Below are 23,845 nucleotides of genomic sequence, written 5' to 3' on the forward strand. Positions count from 1 at the left end.
CCTGGAGCTATCGCAACGGGCGCCTCCCTTGCCCCTGTTCTTGCTTCATTGAAATGTTGACCGAGATCAAGGTTTTTAGCATCTCGCCTGCCTATCCTGCTTTCCTCGTACATTGAACCGGAACGATAGTCGCCATGCTGGCAGACCGCGCGGTTCCTTACAGGGAAAGCCATGTTACGCAATCTGTCCATCAAATCGCGCCTCATCTTTGTTGTGGCATTTCTTTCGCTGATGTGTATTTCCGGCGCAGTGATCGGCCTGAGTAGTCTGTTGATTGCCAATGAGGGTCTGGAAAGCAATTATGAACATCGCCTCGTGCCGCTGGCCCGTCTTGATCGCCTGGTACGGATGATCGATCAAAACCATTTTGCCGTGGCACAGGCACTGACATCGGAGCCATCCGCAATCACTGCCGAAATGGACGCCGTTGACAGGCGCATTGAAGAAGTCAGCGCTGGCTGGAACTCGCTGATGCAGGACATGAAGGACACTATCACGCCCGAGGAGCAGGCACTGGCCGATCGCTTCGTGAGCAGCCGCAAGACCTATGTCGAGCAAGGCCTGGAACCGGCCACTGCAGCTTTGCGTGCGGCTGACATCGCGCAGGCAACGCGCTTGATGCGCGGCCCGATGGCCGAGCAGATGAAGGCGGTGACCGAGGCAGCCAACGCCTTTATGCAATACCAGGAACAGAGCGCCAGGAAGGACTATGAAAAAAACCTGGAAATTTATGTCTGGGTGCGTAATTCCTGCATTTCCGGCATGGTGTTCGCCGTCCTGCTGGGCACCTGCATCTGCGTCTGGCTGGTGCGCGCCATCGCACGTCCGCTGGCCGATGCGGTGGACGTGGCAAGACGTGTCGCTGCCGGTGATCTGAGCAAGGACATTGTCGTCACCTCGTCCGACGAGACCGGGCAATTGCTGCAGGCATTGAAGGAAATGAATCAAAGTCTGGTGCGCATCGTGACCGAAGTGCGTGGCGGCACCGAGACCATCGCGACGGCGTCCAGCCAGATCGCCTCGGGCAATCTCGACTTGTCGGCACGGACTGAAACCCAGGCTGCGTCGCTGGAGGAAACCGCTTCCTCGATGGAAGAACTGACCTCGACCGTGCGGCAGAATGCAGACAGTGCGCAACAGGCCAACTCGCTCGCCGTGTCAGCCTCGGAAGTGGCGATCAAAGGCGGTGCGGTTGTATCGCAGGTGGTCGATACCATGGGGTCGATCAATGCGTCGGCCAGGAAGATCGTTGACATCATCGGCGTGATCGACAGCATCGCTTTCCAGACCAATATCCTGGCGCTGAATGCCGCTGTGGAAGCTGCTCGTGCTGGCGAACAGGGCAAGGGATTCGCGGTTGTCGCGACCGAAGTGCGTCAGCTTGCGCAGCGGTCCGCCGCCGCCGCCAAGGAAATCAAGGAGTTGATCGACGACTCGGTGGAAAAGGTCGATCTCGGCGCAAAACTGGTGGACCAGGCCGGCGCCACGATGCAGGAAATCGTCGACAGCGTCGGTCGCGTGACCCACATCATGGGAGAGATTTCTGTCGCCAGCAAAGAGCAGACCGACGGTATTGAACAGGTCAATCAGGCGATTACGCAGATGGACGAAGTCACCCAGCAAAACGCCGCACTGGTTGAGGAAGCGGCTGCGGCGGCAGCTTCCCTGCAGGACCAGGCGGTCAGTCTGTCGCATGTGGTCAGCGTGTTCAAACTCACAGCAAACACGTCCGCGGCAAGCGCAAACATTGTGCCGCTGGTGCCGCTGGTGCGCCAACCGGCACTGAAAGCCGTAGCCACTCCCGCACCACGTGCGCAGCGGGTCGCAAACCTTTCGCCGGCAGCCGGCAGTGACTGGGAAGAGTTCTGAGGTTACAGCTACTTAGTCGCCTGGTCGTCGCTGAATCGAGTATTTGCTGATCGGCTCAGTGATACCCCTCGCCGGGTTGCAGCCGCCCACGGAACAACCAGAACACGAATACCGTATAGCCGAGCACCATGGGCAGCAGTACAACAGCACCGACCAGAAAGAAGAACTGCGACGAAGGATCTGCCGCCGCTTGCCAGATGGTCAGCGACGGCGGCACCAGGTAAGGGGCATTTGAAATGACCAGGCCCAGATAGGCAAGCAGGAACATTCCGGCCGCACAGGCGAATGGCATTACATCGCGATGCCGGCGCATGCCGCGCCAGCAAAGCCACGCGAGGATCGCGGTCGCGATCGGTATCGGCGCCAGCAGGTACAGGTTGGGAAGGCTGAACCAGCGTTGCGCGATCCTGTCGATCTGCAAGGGTGTCCACAGGCTGACCACCGCGACAAAGGCCAGCATGGCAAACAACAGCGGTTCACCAAGACGGCGTGCGTGATCGGCGACCGCGCCGCCGGTTTTCATCATCAGCCAGGTCGCGCCCAGCAATCCATAACCCGCTACCAATGCCGCGCCGCACATCAGACTGAAGGGACTGAGCCAGTCCAGTGCACCGCCGGCGAACTGGCCATCCTGTACGCGAATTTCCTGCAGCAGGGCGCCCAGCACCACTCCCTGGGAAAATGTTGCCACTATCGACCCGGCTGTAAAAGATAGATCCCAGTGATGATGCGTGGGTTTTGCCACCCAGCGGAATTCAAAGGCGACGCCGCGAAAGATCAGTGCGAGCAGCATCACGATGATCGGCAGATAGACTGCCGGAAGGATGATGGCATACGCTTTCGGAAATGCCACCCAGAGGCCGACGCCACCCATCACCAACCATGTTTCATTGCCGTCCCAGTAAGGCGCCACCGAGTTCATCGCAAGGTCGCGCTCCGCTTCATCCTTGAGAAACGGAAACAGGATGCCGATGCCTAGGTCCAGTCCGTCAAGCACGACATAGAGCGCCACCGATAAGCCGATGATCAGTGCCCAGATGACAGGAAGCATATCGTCGCTCATTCCGGTCCCCCTTCCGTGCGTTGCACTGCAGACAGCGGCCGGTTCGGCAACGCTTCGGCTTCGTGCGGATCGACCTGCGGGCCCTTGACCAGCATGCGATGGATATAGCGTATGCCGACAGAAAACACCACGCAGTAGACCAGCACGAACATTGCCAGGGAGATCGCAACAGTCGATGCCGCAATCGGAGAAGTCGCGTCCGCAGTGCGCAGTACGCCAAAGACGACCCAGGGCTGGCGACCAATCTCGGTGACCATCCAGCCTGCCAGGATCGCAATGAAACCCAGGGGCCAGCATCGGCCAACCGCGCGCAAATACCAGTCAGTGACAAACAGCCGCTTGCGCCACCACAGGAAGGCGCCGGTAAAACCAATTGCGATCATCAGCAAGCCGATGCCTACCATCAGGCGAAACATGAAGAACACCGGAATGATCGGCGGCCGGTTCTCCGGTTTAAATTCCAGCAGCCCCGGAAACTTGCCATCCCATTCGTGAGTAAGCAAAAGACTGCCGACGTTGGGCAGCGATACTTCCCAATGATTGCGTTCGGCCTGGGCGTCCGGCCATGCAAAGATCACAAACGGCGCAGGTTTGGAACCATCCCAGTGGGCTTCGATGGCAGCGATCTTCGCCGGCTGATGCTTCAAGGTATTGAGGCCATGGAAATCGCCGACGATGAGTTGCAGCGGTGCGAGCACTGCCATCATGCCGAGGCCCATCCGTATCATCGTGCGCGCCTCGCGCTCGAAGCGGGCAGCCAGCACATAACGTGCGCCGGTCGCCAGCACGACCAGCGAGGTCGTCAGGTAGGTTGCAATCATCATATGGGTAAAGCGGTAGGGAAAACTGGGATTGAAGATGATCTGCATCCAGTCGACCGGATAGGTAATGCCGTCGCGCACTGCGAAACCGGCGGGCGTATGCATCCAGCTATTGGCCGCGAGGATCCAGAAGCCGGAAAGGGCGGTTCCGGCAGCGACAATCACCGATGCCAGGGTATGCATCCACGGCGGCAACCGGTTCCACCCGAACAGCATCGCGCCGAGAAAGCTGGCCTCAAGGAAGAATGCGGTAAGGACTTCATAGCCGAACAAGGGGCCTATCGTATTGCCGATCACTTCCGAATAGCGGCTCCAGTTGGTGCCGATCTGATAGGACAGGACGATACCGGAGACGACGCCCATGGCAAACGAAACGGCAAAGATCTTGGTCCAGAAGCGCGCCAGCAAATGGAAATGGGGTTGGCCGCTGCGTAGCCAGAGAATTTCCAGGGTGGCGATGAAAGCGGAGAGACCGATCGAAAACGCGGGAAAGATGATATGGAAACTGATCGTAAAGGCAAACTGTATGCGCGCCAGCAGTGTCGCGTCGACACCGGCAATTGTTTCCATTATCCTCTCCGAAAATGACAGTACGTGGTCGCCGAAGCGGCGAACCGCAGGTGCACTGCAAAAACAGATCACTGCAAAAACAGATCACTGCAAAAACAAACACTAACGACCCAAAGCCGCCAGGTCATCAATATCCTTACACCGGCAAATCAGCGCGGTATTGGCGCGTTAATGCATCAATGCGACATCAGGACTGGCACGGGCATCGCTTCCAGCATGTTGCGTGTCACTTCACCCAGCACCCATTCCCGAAAGCGGGCATGCCCGTATCCACCCATGATGATGAGGTCGGCACCCGCTTCGAGCGCCAGCGAACAGAGCGACTCGCCGACTGGCGACACAGCGTTGCGTTGCAGGGTCTCGGTGCGGACGCCGTGGCGTTTCAGATACTGGGCGATTTCGCTTCCCGCAGGAACGCTGTGCGGGCTTGCAGCCCCTGTCCGGAATATCACCACATCGACATGCTGCGCACGCCTTAGCAAGGGCAGAGCGGCGGACACGGCGCGCGCTGCTTCCATGCTTGCATCCCAGGCGATCAGCACACGGTTTCCGATATTCTCGAAACGTCCGGCGTGCGGTACGATCAGCACCGGACGGGATGAATTTAATACGACGTACTGCGGAAAATCCGGCATTACCACCGGCGATACTTCACCTGGATCATTCTGGCCAATCACGACAAGGTCCGCATAACGTGCCTGCAGGCAAATGCCGCCGCCGGCTTCGTCATCGACCAGGCGTTTCTCAAATGAGGCAAGACCAAGTTTTTGCACCGTATCGTCAAAGTCCTCCAGTCCCCGCCGTGCGCGCTCACGCAGAAAATCGAGGTGCGTCCGCAAGTTCGGGTCAAGCTCCACCAGCAGTCGGGCCTGTACCAGGAACCGCGATGCGCCGGTCATCGCGGTGCCTATAAGGTGCGCGTTTTCCGTCATGGCAACAGCGGCCGCAAGTTTGATGCGTTCCCCCGCCCGTGTCGACTCGTCGACATGGACAAGGATTGTTTTGTAGGACATGGTGCTCTCTTTCGCACGAAGGCAATGAGGCTGTCGCGCCACCTCGGGGAATTAGACAGGATGGATAATCGAATGCCGGAACGGATACGCTCGCCATTGATTCGCGTCAAAGTTCCGCGAGCGTTACTGCTATGTATTCATGCATCTCGTACGATGCGCAGGCTGCGGCGTGGCAACACTTGAATTCAGGTGAATGCACCATAGAATGAAAGTGGACCATTATGAACATGACAAACTCAAATCCAGGCGCAACAGCAAGGCCGTCCGGGGTACCTCCAATGTCTCCTGTGTGCCGGCCAAACAGTCAACGCCGCCCGCACCCGGCACCCACAGCGGGTGGCCGTCGGTGACAACGGTGCAATTCCGGTTCTACGCCGAACTGAACGATTTTCTTGCGCCGTGGCAGCGGTCGAGAGTCTTCAGCCAGACCTGTTCGCGCGATGCGAGTGTCAAACACATGATCGAGGCACTCGGCGTGCCGCACACCGAAGTGGAGCTTATTCTTGTCGACGGCCTCTCGGTTGACTTTTCGCATCGACTTGCGGATGGTGAATTTGTCAGTGTCTATCCCGCATTCAATACCATTGACGTAAGCCCCCTGGTTCGCTTGCGTCCGCCGCATACGAGGCCCGCGCGGTTTATCGCCGATGCCCATCTCGGTCAGCTTGCGCGCAACCTTCGAATGCTGGGCTTCGATGTCCTCTATCGCAATGATTACAGCGATGCGGAGGTGGCGCGCATCGCTGCCGGCGAACACCGGGTGGTGCTGACGCGCGACCGTGACCTGCTGATCAGGAAGGAAATTGTGCATGGCTGTTATTTGCACTCGGTCGGCTGCGAAGAACAATTGGCTGAAGTGCTGACCCGCCTCGAACTGGCGCGCTCGGCGCAAGCGTTCAGTCGCTGCCTCAACTGCAATGGTTTGCTGCAGGTTGTGCCCAAGCGCGATGTCGAACACCGCGTGCCGCTGCATAGCCGGATGGTGTATGACCGCTTCTACGAATGTCAGGGATGTTTGCAAGTGTACTGGGAGGGTTCGCACGTTACGCGCATGCGGCAACGGGTAGAAAAGATGCTTGGCACCCCGGGCACGGACGGGTAGAAATTATTTTTGGTATAACCAAGGTTTCGACTATCCGTCCTGCCCGTGATGAATAAACCCTTTTCCGTCGCTTGCGAACGCAATCGCGATCCTATCCTTGTCGTGCTGCAAGAGGCCTTGCGGGATTGCCGGCATGTCCTTGAGATTGGCAGCGGTACCGGGCAACATGCTGTGTATTTCGGTGCGGCCTTGCCACACCTGGTATGGCAAACCAGCGATCTGCCTGAAAACCACGAGGGCATCCTCGCGTGGCTAAATGAAGCGGGGCTGCCGAACGTCCTGCCGCCGCTGCTGCTCGATGCGTCGGGGCAGGGGTGGCCGCTGCAGGGTTTCGATGCGGTCTACACCGCGAACACCTGTCACATCATGTCGTGGGATGACGTAGAGGCCATGTTTGCCGGGGCTGGGCACCTGTTGCCGGAAGGTGGCTTGTTTTGCATATACGGTCCGTTCAACTATAACGGGCGCTTCACCAGCGAAAGCAATGCGCAATTCGATGCGATGTTGCGTGCGCAGGTGCCGCATCGCGGCATACGGGATATCGAAAAGATTGTGGCGCTCGCATCGGCGCAGGGCATGCATCTCGAAGACGACCATGCGATGCCGGCAAATAACCGGCTGCTGGTTTTTCGCAAACGATCATCTTGATGGCAACGCGGGCTTTGGCAATCAATGCAGATGCAGGTTTGACTGGGCACGTAACAGGTCGCCAAAATTTTCCGCCGGCATCGGTTCGCTGAAGTAATATCCCTGCACGCTGTCACAGGCATTCTCGCGCAGGAAATCGAATTGTTGCTGCGTCTCCGCCCCTTCGGCAATCACGCTGCATTCCAGACTGTGCGCCAGGCTGATGATGGCCTTGGTAATGGCCGAGTCACTGCGGCTGTAAGGCAAGCCTTGCACAAACGACTGGTCAATCTTGACGGCGCGTATCGGAAACTGTTTGAGGTAGGAGAGCGAAGAATAGCCGGCGCCGAAATCGTCGATGGCGACGCTGATATCGAGTCGCTGCAAGTCGTTCAGGACATCGATCGCATTTTCAGGGTCGCTCATGATCGCGCTTTCCGTAATCTCGAGTTCCAGATAACGCGCTTCGAGTCCGGTCTCGCGCAGGATGTCGGACAGGTTTTCGATCAGACGGTCATCCGCCAATTGGCGTGAAGAGAGGTTGACCGCTACTTTCAGGCGTGCACTGCTGGAAAGCTGCCACTGTTTGTTCTGTGCGCAGGCTGTGCGAATCGCCCAGTAACCTATCGAATGGATCAGGCCCGTTTCCTCGGCCAGACGGATGAAGCGATGCGGCGGCACCGCACCCAGTGTCGGGTGCCGCCACCGTAGCAAGGCTTCCATGCCGCTGATGCGATTGGTTAGCACGTCGATCTTCGGCTGATAATAAATGGACAGCTCGTTTCTTTCGATTGCCGTACTGAGGGCTGATTCGAGCGCGAACCGTTCCTGCGCATCACGATTCATCGCGGGCGAATAATAGCGATAACTGTTGCGTCCTAGCGCCTTGGCGCAGTACATCGCCTTGTCGGCATGTTTGATCAAGGTATCGGCGTCGACGCCATCGCTTGGGAAACTGCTGATACCGATACTGGTACTGATACGCAGCGGCTCCTGTCCGACTTCAAACGGGGGCCTGAATGCGGACAGTATCTTTTCGGCAATGACGCCACCTCGATGCGGTTCATCGACATTTTCCACCAGCACGACAAACTCATCGCCGCCGAGCCGTCCGACGGTATCCGACTCGCGGAGGATGTGCTGCAGGCGCTTTGCCGTTTCCTTCAGCACCAGGTCGCCAATCGCATGGCCGAGGGTGTCATTGATCAGCTTGAAGCGGTCGAGATCCAGGAACAGCACTTCCAGTGAACGGCCGGGCCGTTCCGCAATCGTGAGTGCATGTTCCAGCCGCTGGTAAAACAGCACGCGGTTAGGCAAGCCTGTCAGCGAATCATAGTGGGCGAGATAAGCCATCTGTTCCTGCGTCCGCTTGCGATCAGTGATATCGCGGATAAAGAACATCGATGCAAACTTGCCGGAATGCATAAAGGTTGACGAGCTCATCTCCACGTCGATTGTCGTTCCGTCAAAGCGCACCAGGGTCACTTCGGCCGGGGGCAGCGCTTGCCCTTCTTTTACATGCCTCATGCGCGTGCGGACAAGTTCGTGAAAGCGCGGATCAAGGAAGGACAACACCGAGTGTCCAATGATGTCTTCCATGCGCGTCGCGCCGATGAGGTTCATGGCGGCCCGATTGGCAAGAATAAACCGGCCGTCCTGCTGTGCAAGAATCGCATCGGGAGATAATTCCACCACCGTGCGATAGCGCTCGTTTGCTTCACGCAGCAGGTTTTCCGCTGCCTTGGCATCGGTAATGTCCTGCAAGGTGCCTGCCATCTCGCGTACGTGCCCATCCGGGTCGATGATGCATCTCCCATGTGCGGCGATGTAACGGACATCGCCGTTTGGCAAAAGAAAGCGATGTTCAAGATAAAACGGTTTGCGGGTGGCGCGACAAGTGTGGATGGCCATCTGTACCGCAGGGAAATCGTCCGGGTGCACCGGGCGCCGACAATTTTCCGGCGTGGTCTGGAATGACTCCTTGTCGACTCCCATAATGCGATAAAGCTCGTCCGACCATGTCACTTCCCGCGTTTGCAGATTCCAGTTCCAGCTGCCGAGCTTTGCCAGTTGCTGCGCATCGGCGAGCTGACGTTCGCGCATCGCGAGCATATTTTCGACTTGCTTGCGCGCTTCGATGTCGCTGAGTAGTTCTTCGGTACGTTCGGCCACTCGCTGTTCGAGCTTGTCACGCTCCGCGCGCAGTTCGCGTTGGGTGAATTGATTGCGGTAGACGAGGCTTGCCAGTGCAAGCCCGGTGATGCCCATGATGGCGACGTAGACCATCAGCAAGGTCAATGACGCATTGCTTGAAACATTAAGTGCAGAAGCCAGCGTAAAAGGTCCCAGGCCGCGTCCGGTGTTCCATACGGCGATGCTGCAGATTGCGGCAGTTGCCCAGCTGACTGCCGAAAAATTAAATCGAAACGCAGCCCATAACATAAAAGGAATGGGTGCAAAGGCAACCGGCAGGTTGCCAAGCGCACCGCCAAAGGCTGCTTGGCTGACGACCAACAACAAGATACAAAACGCCAACCCTTCGACCACTCTTGCCGTTTTGAATCGCATGCCGGAAAACGGATTCCATGCCATCAGGAGCGGAATGCCGACGATCATGCCGGTGGCGTCGCCGAGCCACCATGTCAGCCAGCTGACTGTCAGCATTCTTGGGGTGTGCGGATAAGCCAGCGATACGGCGGTGACGCCAAAGATAGCGCCAATGACCGAGCAGGCGGCAGCAATGCCAACAAAACGGAAGATGGGCCCACGCTGTATGAAACCGGGTGTCGTGTTGTAAAGCCTTTTCAGCAGCAATGCCGTTGCGCAAGCTTCCAGGGCGCCGCCAAGTCCGATCAGCAGCGCGGATTGGAGGGGGAGGCCGGTACTTAAAACGCTCAGCAGTGCGCCCAGCAGAATGGCCGGGGCAATCCAGAGGCCGCGCTTGAGTACCGCCCACACGCCGAGGGCGGCGGGTGGCCATAAAGGACTGACCGTACCGGGCAACATACCCAGTTTGGTAGAAATCTGACAGCTTAAGTAATAGAAGGCGGCCAGCAGGCAAAACGTGGCAAAGTAAGACATGCCGCCTGTAAAAATCTCCCGCCAGGTATAACTGCCCGTACGATTTTTTAGGATGCTGATCCGCTCCATCTCAAGCCTTCCGTTGGAGAAGTCATGAAGAGTCCAACTGCGCAGGCAGGACGGCAGTCATGCAGCCACTATGCCACCGCAGTGACGTGGCTGTTTGAATCTTCTCAAGCGAATGTTGTGCACCTCTATCCGACGTAGGACTTTTTAACTTCTTCACGGTTCCACGGCATTACCAACTTCCCTCCGCCAAAACGTCACATTGCCAGAAAGTCAACGTGACGCCTGATAGACAGTGTTGGCGCTTGCGCAAGTTCTAGCCTTGACGCAACTAAGCGCAACAACGGCACGCAGATTTATATTTCCAATGATGCAACTATTTTGATTTTTATCAATTCGGTAAGCTATAGTTTCTACTTGGAAATCCCCATCCTTGGTGCTTGCGGGTTCACATTGACTCGGGCAGGAAGCGGGAAAGCAGCATTGTTTCAAGAAGACTCCTATGAAGAAACCTCTATTCTGTCTCAAGACCTTAAGCGCTACGCTTGCCGCGATATCGATGGCCGCCATGGCAGCGGAAGAACCGGACGGCATAGGTCGTTTCGACATCACGCGTTTTCAGGTTAACGGCAATACTTTGCTTGCAACTCCCGACATCAACAGAATTCTGGCTCCCTACACCGGCAAAGAGCGCAACTTCGGTGACGTGCAGCGCGCATTGGAAACCCTTGAAGCTGCGTATCATGCGCGTGGCTACAACGTTGTACAGGTAGTCCTGCCCGAACAGGAACTCAACCACGGGGTGGTTCACCTGCAGGTAAACGAAATCCGGCTCGGCAAGGTACGTGTGGAAGGCAATACAACATTTGACGAAGCCAATATCCGGCGCAGCCTGCCCGGACTGCGGGAAGGCGAGTCGCCCAACATCGGCAGGGTGTCGTCCAGTCTGAAACTGGCCAATGAAAACCCATCCAAGAAGACCGCGCTGCAACTACAGGGCGGCGACCGTGACGATGAAGTCAATGCGGTGCTCAAGGTCAGCGACGAAGCACCCTGGAAGTTGGCCGCTACCCTTGATAACAGCGGCAACGAGTCAACCGGTAGATCGCAATTCACTACGCAGTTCCAGTATGCCAATGTTGCCGGACTGGACCAGGTGTTGAGCCTGCAATACACCACCACCCTGGAAAAACCCAGCCAGGTCAGCGTATACGGCGTCGGTTACCACATTCCCTTGTATGCGCTTGGCGATTCGATTGATATGTTTGCCAGTTATTCCGATGTTGATTCCGGATCTGTGCTGGCCGGTATCTTCAATCTGCAGGTCAGCGGCCGTGGAACAGTCGTTGGAGCGCGTTATAACCAGAATCTGCAACGCGTGGGCGACTACGAATCACGCATCATCTACGGTGTGGATTACAAGGCTTACAAGAACAATGTCGATTTAAGCGGAGTACAACTTGGCAACGACGTCACGGTACATCCACTGAGCATCGGATATGGCGGCAACTGGACTGCCGGCCAAGGCGAAATCGCGTTCAATGTCACCGGATTGAGAAATATTCCAGGCGGTGACCGTGGCAGCAATGCCGATTTTGCGAGAGTGCGCGCCAATGCGCCTGCCGCCTACACCATCCTGCGGTACAACGCTGGCTATGCGCGCCCGCTGTTCAGGGACTGGCAGATGCGCGTGGCCCTATCCGGCCAGCACACCAATGATCCACTCGTGCCCGGCGAGCAATTCGGTGCCGGCGGTGCGACCACTGTCCGTGGGTTCAACGAGCGTGACGTATCCAACGACACAGGACACCTGATCAGCGCCGAGCTGCTCACCCCGAACTATTGCGCGGGCATCAGCGCGGTGTCGACGCAATGCCGTGTCCTTGTTTTCTACGATGCCGCTCATGTTCGCCGCAACAAGGCATTGCCCGGAGAAGACACGCGTGCCTCGATTGCCAGCGTGGGCCTCGGTTTTCGACTCAGCATGGGCAAGTCCCTCAACATGCAAATGGATTATGGGCGCGTGATCGATGGCGGCGTAACACAGGCAAAGGGCGACAGCCGGCTGCACGTCCGGCTCGGGATGACGTACTAAAGGAAGCAGGGTAGATCTATGAACAACAACGCCATTCTCCGTCGCCGGCAACAAGCGGCGTCACGCGCCGTGTTGCAGCAGAGGCTGCTTCCCTTGATGGTCGCAGGCTGCTTTATTCCAGCGGCAGTGGCCAATCCGCTCGGCCCGCAAGTCGTCAACGGCAACGCCAGCTTCAGTAGCCAGGGAAATATCCTTTCGATCACCAATACACCGGGCGCCATCATCAACTGGCAGGCGTTCTCCATCAACCCCGGCGAAGTCACGCGCTTCATCCAGCAGAATCCACACAGCAGCGTGCTCAATCGCATCGTCGGTCAGGACCCGTCGCAGATCCTGGGTGCCTTGCAATCCAACGGACGTGTTTTCCTGGTCAATCCCAACGGCATCCTGTTCGGCCAGGGAGCGCAGGTGGATGTCAACGGCCTGGTCGCATCGACGCTCAATATCAGCAACGACGACTTCATCAACGGACGCATGTCGTTCAAGACCGGCGACAAGGCCGCCGGCCTGAAAAACCAGGGTGCGATTACCACGCCCGCAGGCGGCAAGGTCTACCTGATTGCGCCAAACGTGGAGAACAGCGGCATCATCACGTCCCCCAAGGGTGAAGTGCTGCTGGCAGCAGGACATACCGTGCAGCTGGTCGATTCGCTAGACCCCAATCTGCAGGTTGTCCTGAGCGCACCAGAGAATGAAGCACTCAATCTCGGTCAGGTACTCACGCAGGGCGGAACGGCCGGTATCTTCGGATCGCTGATTCGCCAGCGTGGTGTGGTCAGTGCAGACAGCGCGGTCATTGGCGAAAACGGGAAGGTGGTATTCAAGGCCAGCGGCGATGCCTTGCTGGAAGCCGGCAGCCGTACCACGGCGCGTGGTGCTAGCAAGGGTGGCGAAGTGATTGTGCAAGGCGATCGTGTCGGGCTGCTCGGTGATGCGCATATCGATGTGAGCGGCGACACCGGCGGCGGAACAGTGCTGCTGGGTGGCGATTACCAGGGCAAAAATCCGGCGATCATGAATGCGCGGCAAACCTTGCTGTCCGCTGAATCGGTCGTCAAGGCCGATGCGATACAGAATGGCAATGGCGGCAAGGTCATTGCCTGGGGCGATCAATCGACCCAGGCTTATGGTGCGATCAGCGCGCGCGGCGGGGCGAAGACAGGAAATGGCGGGTTTGTAGAAACGTCAGCGCACTATCTCGATATGCAGGCAAGCGTAGATACCAGTGCACCGAATGGTCAGTCCGGTTTGTTATTGCTCGACCCGATGGACGTTTATATTGCCGATACTGATCCCGGTTCGTCCACTAATCTTGGCAGCGGCCCAGGCACCAGTTTTACTGGTTCCACCAATGGTGATTCATGGCTCAGCACAACCACCCTGCAGAATTCGCTTGCGTTAAATAATGTGAACGTAACGTCCAGCGGGAAGATTCAAATTACCGATCCCTTGGCGTGGAGCAGCATCAGGGAGCTAATCCTGAATGCAAGCGACGACGTCATTATCAATGGAACCGTGTCTACCGGACCAGGCTCGTTAAGCGCACAGACCACAGGGAATGTGCTGGTAAATGGTGCGATCAGTAGCAGCGGGACAGTTGACCTGAAGGGGAATGCTGTTACGGTGAACGCTTCCATCAACGCTGGCACGTTAGGACTAAGGGCGGATGGTAGCGGCGGCAACGTGTCGCAAACCGGCGGTACCATTACTGCCAACAGCTTGGTGGCATATTCAGGGTTAGGTTCAGTCGCGCTTGGCACAAGTACCAATGCCGTGGGAACCCTTGCGGGATATTCAGGCGGCGGCGGATTTTCATTCAAGAATAATGGCTCGCTTACAGTAGATACCGTGTCGACCACCTTGGCTGGCATGTCGCTTGGTATCCGTTCGGTCAATCAGCCGGTCAGCCTGACGTCATTGATTGGCGATATCACGATCGAGGATTCTTCATCCGGGACTGTTGGCTATGGTGTCAGCACCACTGGCGGAGGCAATATCACGCTGGTGGCGAATACCGGGAAAGTTCAGCAGACGACCGGCAAACTGGTGACAACCGGTACCCTGAACGTCACGGCAGCAACCGGCATCGATCTTAGTGGAACGGCCAATGCAGTCGGTATCCTGACGGCTTCGCAGACAGACGGTACCGCCGGTGATATTGGTTTCGTCAATAACTCTGCGCTGACGCTGGGGACGATAACCCAGGCAGCTACCGGTGCGGCCAGCATTTCCCTGTCGACCACCGGTGCCAACAACATCAACGTGAACGGCGCCGTCACCGGTGGAACGAATTCGACCCTGAACATCGTTGCCGGGAGTTCCGGGGCAATCAGCGGGACCGGCACTCTGAGCGCAAAAACGTTTAATCTGCAAAGCGGCAGCATTGGCGGAATCGGTCTTTCCACCACGCCTTTGCACACGGCAAGCATCGGCGGTGTGGCCGCAAATGCCGATTTCAATATTGGCAGTGCTGGAGGCGCTCCAGACAAGGTGTATATCAACCACACCGGAGCAGCAACGCTGGCATCGTCTTTTATCGGGGCGAATGCCCCTGTAGCGATTAGCGCGTCCGACAACCTCTCGGTCACATCGATCAATACAGGTACATCCGACCTCAAGCTGTCCGCAGGTAAACTGCTGACAGTGCCTGGCACAGGTAGCGTAGTGCTGGCAGGAGCGAATATCGACCTGAGCGCCGACCGGATGGATATCCAGTCCGGCAGTTCTATCAATGCCGGTTCAGGGACCGTCGCAATCAGGAATATGAGCGTGGCACGAAAAATCGAACTAGGTTCGAACGTTGATACTCCTGACGACGCGCTTCGCTTGTCGAATGCCGAACTGGCTGCCATCACCGCCGGTAAGCTCAAAATCGGCGACACCGGCATCACGGGCGACATCGATATCGTAGATTCCATCGCGGCAGCCAATGCCGGCATGCTCATTTTGCAGGCAGGTGGCTTGATCAAGCAAGACACTGGAAAAATTATCACCGCCACTAATCTTGGCATCCGTGCCCTTGGCGATGTCACGCTGACACAGGCCAATGACGTCGCCAATATTGCAGCATGGATCGGTGACGCCAGCAATCCGAACAGAACCTTTGCGTTTTCAAACGGGGCGGCTGCCCTGAACGTCAAAAATGGTATCGACGGTATGCCCGGTATCTCGATCAACATATCCGGCTCCTACGCCACAGGGGCGTCGGGTGTAATCAAGCTCAAGAGCAACGGAGCGATTACGCAAAGCGTAGGCAGTACGATTGGCGGCAAAGCGGTTTTCGCGGAGGGCGCCCGCGTCGACCTGACGCAACTTAATCCGACCGGTATCGTTGCGGGCAAGACAACCGGTATCGAGACTGGCGAGGCGTTCAAGTACAAGAGCACCAACGGTATTGTCGTCGTTGCCGATACCACGCACGGGTATTCCGGTATTGAAACCGCTGCGCCGAATGGTCTTGGTGTGCAACTTGAAAGCTCAAGCAGCGTGAACGTCAATGCACCCATCAACGCTGGCTCGGCGGATGTAAAGCTGATTGCCAATACCAATATCAGCGGCAATGGCCTGATTACCGTGGCAAATCTTGAGCTCAGTGCCCAGTCCGGTATTATGCTGGCTGCGACAAAGGCCGGGACGCTCAAGGCAACGAACACGGGCGCCAGTTCCCCTATCAATATTGTCAATACGTCCACCCCCATACTCTATCTGTATGACGTGTCGCAGACTGGTTCGGGCGATATCACGATAAACAATACCGGCCCTGTTATTGTCCACTCCGGTAATACGGTCTCCACCACATCCGGCAATATCCTGATTGAATCCAAGGCAACCGGCAGCAGTGCGGATACGGTCACGGTCAGCGGTAATGTGTCATCAGCGACGGGCAATATCACATTGCGCGCAGGCGGTGCCATTAGCGGCAATTCACCGGCTACAGGCTCGCCCGGTGTGGTGACGATTGATGCAAACAAGAACACTGTTGTGTCTCCGCCGCCCAGCGCGCCGCCTCCAGCGCCGCCAAGCATTGAGCAGTGCGTCTCGAATCCCCAGTTGCCCGGATGTGGCGCGGTGCTTCCAACGTTGAGTCAGTGCACAAGCGCTCCGACGACCCCGGGTTGTAGTATGGTATTGCCCACGATCGACGCCTGCGTCAGTGCGCCATCGACATCAGGCTGCAGCGTTGTATTGCCAACCCTGTCGCAGTGTACTGCTTCGCCTGCGACGGCCGGTTGCAGCGTCGTGCTGCCGACCCTGACACAATGTACCGTTTCACCTTCAACCGAGGGGTGCGGCGTAGTCCTTCCTACTGTGAACCAGTGCACCACGGCTCCCTCGACCGCAGGCTGCAGTGTGGTTCTGCCGAAGCTCGAGCAATGCATTTCCAATCCTGATACGACGGGCTGCGTTGCTGTTTTGCCCAAGCCGGAAATTTGCGCAAGTACACCGACCGCTCCAGGGTGCAATGTCGTCCTGCCGAAACTGGAAACTTGCATCGCTATGCCAACGACCTTGGGCTGCACCGTGGTGTTGCCGACAGTTGCCCAATGCACTACCAACCCGCAGGCAAGCGGCTGCAGTGTGATATTGCCACCTCTAACAGTTTGTACGGTTGCACCGTCCACCGCTGGTTGCAGCGTTGTATTGCCGACCCTGAGCCAGTGCACAAGCGCGCCTGCCACGACAGGTTGTTCGGCCGTACTGCCCACAATCAGTCAGTGCACATCGGCACCCGCAACACTTGGCTGCGGCGCCGTGTTGCCGACGTTAAGCCAGTGCACCGGCACACCGTCCACCGCCGGTTGCAGCGCCGTGTTGCCGACCTTGTCAGCCTGTACCAGCAATCCGGCCACTGCAGGCTGCAGCACAGTACTGCCGAGCCTCGCGCAATGCACGGCATCACCAACCCTGCAAGGCTGCTCGGTCGTCTTGCCGATTGCGAACCAGTGCACGACGAACCCATCCGCGGAAGGCTGTGAGACCGTTTTGCCAACCGTGCCGCCGATAATGCGTAGCGCGCTGACTAGCACTGTGACAACGACTTCCAACACATTGGTGACGATGATCACAACCGCCACTACCGGATCGTCACCCGTCAGTACGCAATCCCAATCCCAGTCTCAGTCTCAATCCGGGGGCGGGTCGACGAGCGCCACGTCGGCCAAGAAGGGTGATGCGAAAGACGATAAGAAAACCAGTGCCAGTACCGACGATAACGGAGTAAAGAAAAATGAGATTGCAAAAAAACTTTACTGCAACTAAGGCTGCGGTTTTCCTCGGAGCTCTGGGTGCGACAGCGCTTGCGTTCGCGGCGCAGGTCGCTGGCACGGTGACCCACCTGAGCGGACCGCTGATCGCCAAAAAGCCGGACGGTACGGTCAAGGTGCTTTCCACCAAGTCGAAAGTGGAAGAAGGCGATACCCTGATCACCGAAAAGGATACCTACGCACGGATCAAGTTCACCGACGACAGCGAGATGACGTTGCGGCCAGGTACGCAGATGAAGATCGACAGCTTTTCCTTCGACGAAGACAAACCGGAAAACGACAGCGCGACCTTCAACTTGGTCAAGGGTGGGTTGCGCGCAATTACCGGGACACTGGGCAAGCGCAACAAAGAGCGCTTTGGCATGAATACGCCGACCGCGACAATCGGTATTCGTGGCACTACCTTTATCGCGGAATATATTCCGGGCGGACAGGCAGATGTAGCTTCTTACGCGGCTGCCAGCGTCGCGGCCATCGATCGGTCATATGCAAATAACCTGCCGGTCAGCGATATGCCGACGTCTGGCGCTCCGCTGACGGTCCTGCCAGCCAGAGGCACGGGATCGATACTCGTTGCCCAGGCACCGCCCGGCGGGCGCCCGCCCGGCCTGTATGTGCAGGTGCTGGATGGTATGATTAACCTGACTAATCGTGGCGGCGCCATGAATTTCAGCAGCGGACAATTCGGCTTTTCAGGCAGCCACACGCTGCCTCCGATCATCGTGCCGAGCAATCCGGGAATCCAGTTCTCGCCACCGCCGGTATTCTCGTTGTCGACAGGGCCGCAGCCTGGACGTGGCAATACGCCACTCGGTAGCAATGACGTGGACTGCGAAGTCAGGTGAGTGTGAGCAATAATATTCGATGAAAATTTGCTGCAAGGACTTGTCGGGTGCTTTCGATGCACCCGGCGGTAGAGCAGGGTGTAAGCAGATCTTGCAGGTCTGGGTTGCCTAATATCTAATAGCTGATGACGCAGGACCTGCCCGGTCGAACGTGTCGACCATGTCGAAGAGTCCTGCACCAGCTTACTTGATACACACCGCCCGCACTTGTTTGATATCGGTAATCCCTGACAGGATTTTCTCAATACCATCCATTTTCAAGGTCAGCATGCCGTCTTCGAGCGCAGCGGCCAGCATCACTGCAACACGGCTGTGTTCCTGGATCAGGCGTTTCAGCTTGTCCGTACCGATCATCAGTTCATGCAGGCCCACACGGCCTTTGTAGCCGCCGCTGCACTGATCGCAACCAACCGCCTTGTACAGCCTGAATTTGCCATTGCTGTCCGCATACCTCCCGGTCCACTCCTCGATGACGCGTTGCTGGCCTTCCTTCGGATTCTTGAAGGTCTCGGTATTGCGCAGTTCTTCGCAGTATTCGGCCAGCAGCAGCTGCAGTTCTTCAGCGCTGGGTTCATATGCCTGTTTGCAATTGGCGCATAAGCGCTTGGCGAGGCGCTGCGCCAGTACGCCGAGCAGCGCGTCGGCAAAGTTGAACGGGTCCATGCCCATGTCCAGCAGGCGTACGATCGATTCGGGCGCACTATTTGTGTGCAGGGTCGCAAATACCAGGTGGCCGGTCAGTGATGCTTCGATGCCCATCGACACGGTTTCCTTGTCGCGCATTTCGCCGACCATGATGACGTCGGGATCGGCTCGCAGGAAAGCCCTCATCGCCGTCGCGAAGTCCAGTCCGCTCTTGCGGTTGACCTGCACCTGGCGCAAACCTTTCTGCGTAATTTCGACCGGGTCTTCCGCCGTCCAGATCTTGGTTTCCGGCGTGTTCAGGTGGTGCAGCACCGAATGCAAGGTTGTCGTCTTGCCTGAACCGGTCGGGCCGCATACGAAGAACAGGCCGTAAGGTTTGCTGACGGCGGCACGCAAGCGCTCAAGGTTATGCGGCAGCACACCCAACTTGTCGAGGGGAATCGGATCGCCTGCCGCCAGGATGCGCATCACAATGTCTTCAACGCCGCCAGCGGAAGGAATGGTTGCTACGCGCAGTTCGATATCGAGCGGGCCGAATTTCTTGAACTTGATCTTGCCGTCCTGCGGTTTGCGGCGCTCGGAAATATCAAGGTCGCACATAATCTTGATCCGCGCGGAAATCGCATTGCGGTAGCTGGCCGGAATCTCGATATAGGGTTCCAGCGAACCATCCTTGCGAAAACGGATGACGGTTTTTTCCTTACCCGGACGTGGTTCGATATGAATATCGGAGGCACCCTGCCGATAGGCATCGACAATCACCTTGTTGACCAGCTTGACCAATTCGTTTTCCGCCGCGGCGGACAAGTCAGCCTCGGAGAGTTCGACACCATCGTCGTCCTCACCTTCCATGCCCGACAACAAGTCGCCGACGGAGGTGAGATCGCCTTCGACGCCGAAGAAAAGATCGATCGTCTGCCGGAATTCGCGCATGGTGGTGACGCGGTAGGTCAGCTTTGCTTTGGGGAATACGTTGTTGATCACGCGTGCATTGCGTACATGCTCGGGATCGATGGCGAGGATCGCTACGCCCTCGGAGCCTTCCTCGATCGGAAGCCACTGGCTCTGCTCGACGAATTCACGTTTCAGGTTACGCAGCAAGTCGACCGGCTTGACCCGGTCCGGCTTGTACGGCTCATAAGGTACGCCGAAAAACTTGCCCAGTGACTGACCGATCAGCTGCGGCTTGACCTGGAATTCCTTGATGAGGATTTCTTCAATGTCATCGCTCTTGCGTCGTGCGGAGCGCGTGGCCAGTTCGAGTTCGGCAGCGGACAGCACCGCTTCCGAGACCAGTGCGCTGTACTTGGAACGGATCAGCGGAGCCGGCTTGAGGCGCTGCGCATAGGCAATCGCCAGCGTCTTGCACAGTTCCCTGATGCCTTCTTCGGCGACCGCCGAAAAGGCTTCGCCGGTGCGGTTATTGATCAGTTGAATGGCGCCCAGCAGAGCATTACTCTGCGCATCGATCAGCGGCGCGACCAGCATCTGCTTGGTGCGATAGCCGGTGTGCTGATCCACGCCCCGCTGGAAGTGCAGTTCGGGCGAGTGCGACTTCAGTTCGCTTTCGTCATAAACATCGCGCAGGTTGATTACCCGGCGCGACAGTGCCGCATAACCCGCAATGCTTTGCGGCGACAGGGGCAACTGGAAATCCCTGAAGGAATTCAGGCCGGTTTTGACCCGTGAGACGATGCAGGTCTTATCCTCGCTCATCGCGTACAGTGTCAGACGATCGCAATCAAACAGGTCGCACAGGTCCTGCGACAGGTCGAGCATGAGCTCGTCGAGATTACTGGTCGCATGGATCTTGTTGGTGACAGCCTGCAGCTTCTTGAAAAAAATAAGGCGGACATTGGTGTCGTCCGCGCCGGCAGTCTTGGAGGTGCCTAGAACCGCGCTCATGTGGTCCCGTTCATACGGTGTGTTTCAATAAAATCAACAGATGAGCTCACCTGGCAGGTCTCCTTGCGCGCGAAACCCGCGCAGCCTCGCAAAGTCCAGTGTTGGTGTTTTGTCATCGTGTTGCTGCTCGATTGGTGAAATCCGTGATCCGCGTTTTCAGGCGTGCTGAATCCATGCAGACACTCGGTAACAAGATGCCTTCAATCATAATTGATCGCGTTGCGTAAATGTATCACCGCGGCAGGCATAATTTTCCACGCTCTCTTTGTGACGACTAAAAAGCCGCAATTTAGTCGATTCAGTCTACAATCATTCAAAAAAGCAAAGGGAGGGTGGTACATGAGGATGCTTTCGGCAGTAGTCAGGGGTCCGGATGAAACCGCCCGGACAGTAACTACACCGTACTTACCATTCCGCCCGGACCGGCCGGGCATTGCGCGATGAAGCTTCAAGTACTTGGATGTGCAGGCGGCATAGGGGGCCGTGAACGGTTCACCACCAGCCTGCTCGTCGATGACAATCTCCTCCTGGACGCAGGCACGGGACTCACCAGCCTGGACGTCGACCAACTGGCGCGCATCGATAATGTCTTCATCACGCATAGCCATCTCGATCATGTGGCAGGTCTGGCATTGCTGGTCGATGCCGTACAAGGCAGGCGCAACGCACCGATTGTCGTCCACGCCACCGAAACCATTATCAACGCGCTGAAGCAGCACCTGTTCAACTGGATCCTCTGGCCCGATTTCGCCACGATTCCCGATGCCGCCCATCCGGCCTTGCAATGGAAGGTAGTCGGGCATGGCGACACGGTGGAACTCGGTGGCCGGCGCCTGACGTCCCACGCAGTCAATCACACCGTCGGATCGGCGGCCTATCTCGTGCAGAACGGCCGCTCCGGCTTCCTGTTTACCGGGGATATGGCATCGACGCCGCAACTCTGGGCCGCGATCGGCAATGAAGTGAAATTGTCCAAGGTGATCGTCGACTGTTCATTTGCCAATGCCGAACGCTGGCTGGCCGAAAAATCGATGCATTTCTGTCCGGCCTCGCTCATCGAAGACATTCATGCGATGAACGACGCGATCGAGTTCCTGATTTACCATCTCAAACCAGGCCAGGAAGATCTGATCATGCAGGAACTCGAGACGGGCGGGGGCGGGCGTCCGTTTCGCGCGCTGAAATGCGGAGACGTGTTCGAATTCTGAGCAGGCATCAGGGTATCAGGGCATCAGGCACTAGAAACAGAAACGTATCGTCAGCGGAAAACAATGAGCGATCCCAGTTACACCGACATTGCCCTAAGGCTAGAGCAGCTTACCGAACTGAGCGTCGAGCTGAGCACCAACCACGATATCGCCTTGCTGCAGGAGCGCATTCTGAAGGCGGCAAAGAGCATGACTCACGCCGACGGCGGTACGCTTTACCGTACCAGCGCGGACAAGAAGAGCCTGAGCTTCCATATCTCGATCAATGATTCGCTTGGCATGTACCAGGGCGGCACCAGCGGGCATTCGGTCGATATTCCCGACATCCCGCTGTACACCGCAAGCGGAAGCAAGAACCTCGGGGCGGTCGCAGCGTACGCGGCCAACACGGGGGTGTCGGTGAATATCCAGGACGTCTACCAGGTCGACGTCTTTAATTTTTCCGCGATGCGCAGTTTCGACCAGCAATACGGTTATCACTCGCAATCCTTCCTCACCGTGCCCATGCTGGACCACGAGGAAGAAGTCATCGGCGTGCTGCAGCTGATCAATGCCAAAGACCCGGCGACCGGCAAGACACGCGCTTTTACGGACACTGACCAGCGCTTCATTGAGGCCCTGGCATCACAGGCGGCGATCGCCATTACCAACTCACAGCTCATCGCCCGTCTCGAAAATCTGTTCGAATCCTTCATCAAGCTAATCAATATTGGGATCGACGAAAAGTCGCCGCATACCGGTCGTCATTGCGAACAGGTGCCTGAACTGACCATGATGCTGGCCGATGCCGTGCACAGGACGGAGCGGGGCACCTTCGCGGACTTCCGCATGACCGACCGCGACCGCAAGCAATTGTGGATCGCCGGCCTGCTGCACGATTGCGGCAAGATCACCACGCCGGTGCATGTCGTTGAAAAGGCCACCAAGCTGGAAACCATTTTCGATCGGATTCACCTGATCGATGCGCGCTTTGAAGTGCTTAAACGTGATGTCGAGATCCGCGCGCTCAAGGAAAAATTGTCCTATGGCAGCGATACGCGCCACCACGACGCAATCAACCAGCGCTTGAGCACGGAACTGGCTGCCATCGACAGCGATCGCGGCTTTCTGCGACAAGCCAATATCGGTGGCGAAAGCATGTCGGCCGAAGATCAGAAGCGCGTGATCGATATTGCGCGCAGGTATCGTTGGATCGGTCCGGATGGCGAGGAACAGGATCTGCTCAATGACGAGGAAGTCGGCAACCTCAACATCCGCGCAGGTACCCTGAATGCGCAGGAACGCGACATCATCAACAACCATATCTCGGTGACGATACGGATGCTGGAATCACTGCCGTGGCCCAAGCATTTGCAGAATGTTCCCGAGTATGCGGGCGGCCATCATGAGCGCATGGATGGCCAGGGTTATCCGCGCGGCTTGCGCGCGGAGCAGATGTCGGTGCAGGCGCGCATGATGGCGATCGCGGATATTTTCGAAGCGCTGACCGCCAAGGACCGTCCCTACAAGAAAGGCAAGAGCCTGTCCGAATCGCTGAAGATCCTCGGCGGCTTCAAGCTGCGCAACCATATCGATCCGGATTTGTTTGATGTGTTTATCCGCGAAAAGGTTTACCTCGATTACGCGCGGCGCTTCATGGATCCGGCACAGATTGACCATGTCGACGAAAGCAAGATCCCGGGCTATGTGCCTTGAGGTGAGGACTGTGCCGACTTTGTCACTCCGATACAG

General features: G+C 57.3%; 13 protein-coding genes. 8 read left to right on the forward strand and 5 right to left on the reverse strand.

All coding sequences use genetic code 11. The annotated features are described in order from the left end of the window. The first annotated feature begins 171 nt into the window (after window positions 1-171). A complete protein-coding gene (locus tag ACFQUU_RS07640; protein ID WP_382245027.1) occupies window positions 172-1,869 on the forward strand; it encodes a methyl-accepting chemotaxis protein in 1,698 nt (565 codons plus the stop codon). A gap of 55 nt (window positions 1,870-1,924) precedes the next feature. On the opposite strand, the gene cydB is transcribed toward ACFQUU_RS07640, so the two are convergent. From cydB to ACFQUU_RS07655, 3 genes are all read right to left on the reverse strand, one after another. Next, window positions 1,925-2,932 (reverse strand): cytochrome d ubiquinol oxidase subunit II, encoded by a 1,008-nt coding sequence (gene cydB, locus ACFQUU_RS07645; protein WP_382245030.1) that lies wholly within the window; start codon window positions 2,930-2,932, stop codon window positions 1,925-1,927. Further along, complete coding sequence (locus ACFQUU_RS07650; RefSeq protein ID WP_382245033.1) at window positions 2,929-4,323, reverse strand: cytochrome ubiquinol oxidase subunit I; 1,395 nt, start codon at window positions 4,321-4,323, stop codon at window positions 2,929-2,931. Before ACFQUU_RS07650 ends, cydB begins: the two co-directional genes overlap by 4 nt. Window positions 4,324-4,499: 176 nt before the next feature. Next, window positions 4,500-5,336 carry a universal stress protein gene (locus ACFQUU_RS07655; RefSeq protein ID WP_382245036.1) on the reverse strand — a complete coding sequence of 279 codons (837 nt, stop codon included), beginning with the start codon at window positions 5,334-5,336 and terminating at the stop codon, window positions 4,500-4,502. A gap of 205 nt (window positions 5,337-5,541) precedes the next feature. Here ACFQUU_RS07655 and ACFQUU_RS07660 point away from each other — a divergent pair, with 205 nt between their 5' ends. Both ACFQUU_RS07660 and ACFQUU_RS07665 read left to right on the forward strand, forming a co-directional pair. Further along, window positions 5,542-6,438, forward strand: a complete 897-nt coding sequence (locus tag ACFQUU_RS07660) for a Mut7-C RNAse domain-containing protein (RefSeq protein WP_382245039.1) — start codon at window positions 5,542-5,544, stop codon at window positions 6,436-6,438. 48 nt (window positions 6,439-6,486) lie between these two features. Continuing rightward, window positions 6,487-7,086 carry a DUF938 domain-containing protein gene (locus ACFQUU_RS07665; protein ID WP_382245042.1) on the forward strand — a complete coding sequence of 200 codons (600 nt, stop codon included), beginning with the start codon at window positions 6,487-6,489 and terminating at the stop codon, window positions 7,084-7,086. 21 nt (window positions 7,087-7,107) lie between these two features. On the opposite strand, the gene ACFQUU_RS07670 is transcribed toward ACFQUU_RS07665, so the two are convergent. Further along, window positions 7,108-10,146, reverse strand: a complete 3,039-nt coding sequence (locus tag ACFQUU_RS07670; RefSeq protein WP_382245045.1) for an EAL domain-containing protein — start codon at window positions 10,144-10,146, stop codon at window positions 7,108-7,110. 508 nt (window positions 10,147-10,654) lie between these two features. On the opposite strand from ACFQUU_RS07670, the gene ACFQUU_RS07675 reads away from it, so the two are divergent. From ACFQUU_RS07675 to ACFQUU_RS07685, 3 genes are read left to right on the forward strand one after another with little or no spacing between them, the layout of a single operon-like run. Beyond that, window positions 10,655-12,247, forward strand: a complete 1,593-nt coding sequence (locus ACFQUU_RS07675; RefSeq protein WP_382245048.1) for a ShlB/FhaC/HecB family hemolysin secretion/activation protein — start codon at window positions 10,655-10,657, stop codon at window positions 12,245-12,247. An 18-nt stretch (window positions 12,248-12,265) separates the two neighbouring features. Next, window positions 12,266-17,506: a filamentous hemagglutinin N-terminal domain-containing protein gene (locus ACFQUU_RS07680; protein WP_382245051.1), complete on the forward strand. Its 5,241-nt coding sequence runs from the start codon at window positions 12,266-12,268 to the stop codon at window positions 17,504-17,506. Continuing rightward, entirely contained in the window at window positions 17,475-18,356 is an 882-nt protein-coding gene (locus ACFQUU_RS07685; RefSeq protein ID WP_382245054.1) for a FecR domain-containing protein, read from the forward strand. Before ACFQUU_RS07680 ends, ACFQUU_RS07685 begins: the two co-directional genes overlap by 32 nt. 183 nt (window positions 18,357-18,539) lie before the next feature. On the opposite strand, the gene ACFQUU_RS07690 is transcribed toward ACFQUU_RS07685, so the two are convergent. Beyond that, complete coding sequence (locus ACFQUU_RS07690; RefSeq protein WP_382245057.1) at window positions 18,540-20,906, reverse strand: ATPase, T2SS/T4P/T4SS family; 2,367 nt, start codon at window positions 20,904-20,906, stop codon at window positions 18,540-18,542. Between the two features lie 440 nt (window positions 20,907-21,346). Between ACFQUU_RS07690 and ACFQUU_RS07695 the strand changes: the two genes are divergently transcribed. Then, a complete protein-coding gene (locus ACFQUU_RS07695; protein WP_382245060.1) occupies window positions 21,347-22,114 on the forward strand; it encodes an MBL fold metallo-hydrolase in 768 nt (255 codons plus the stop codon). A 63-nt stretch (window positions 22,115-22,177) separates the two neighbouring features. Then, complete coding sequence (locus ACFQUU_RS07700) at window positions 22,178-23,809, forward strand: GAF and HD-GYP domain-containing protein (RefSeq protein WP_382245063.1); 1,632 nt, start codon at window positions 22,178-22,180, stop codon at window positions 23,807-23,809. The last annotated feature ends 36 nt before the right edge of the window (window positions 23,810-23,845 follow it).

This window comes from Herbaspirillum sp. GCM10030257, from assembly GCF_042666555.1.
Lineage (GTDB): Bacteria > Pseudomonadota > Gammaproteobacteria > Burkholderiales > Burkholderiaceae_D > Noviherbaspirillum.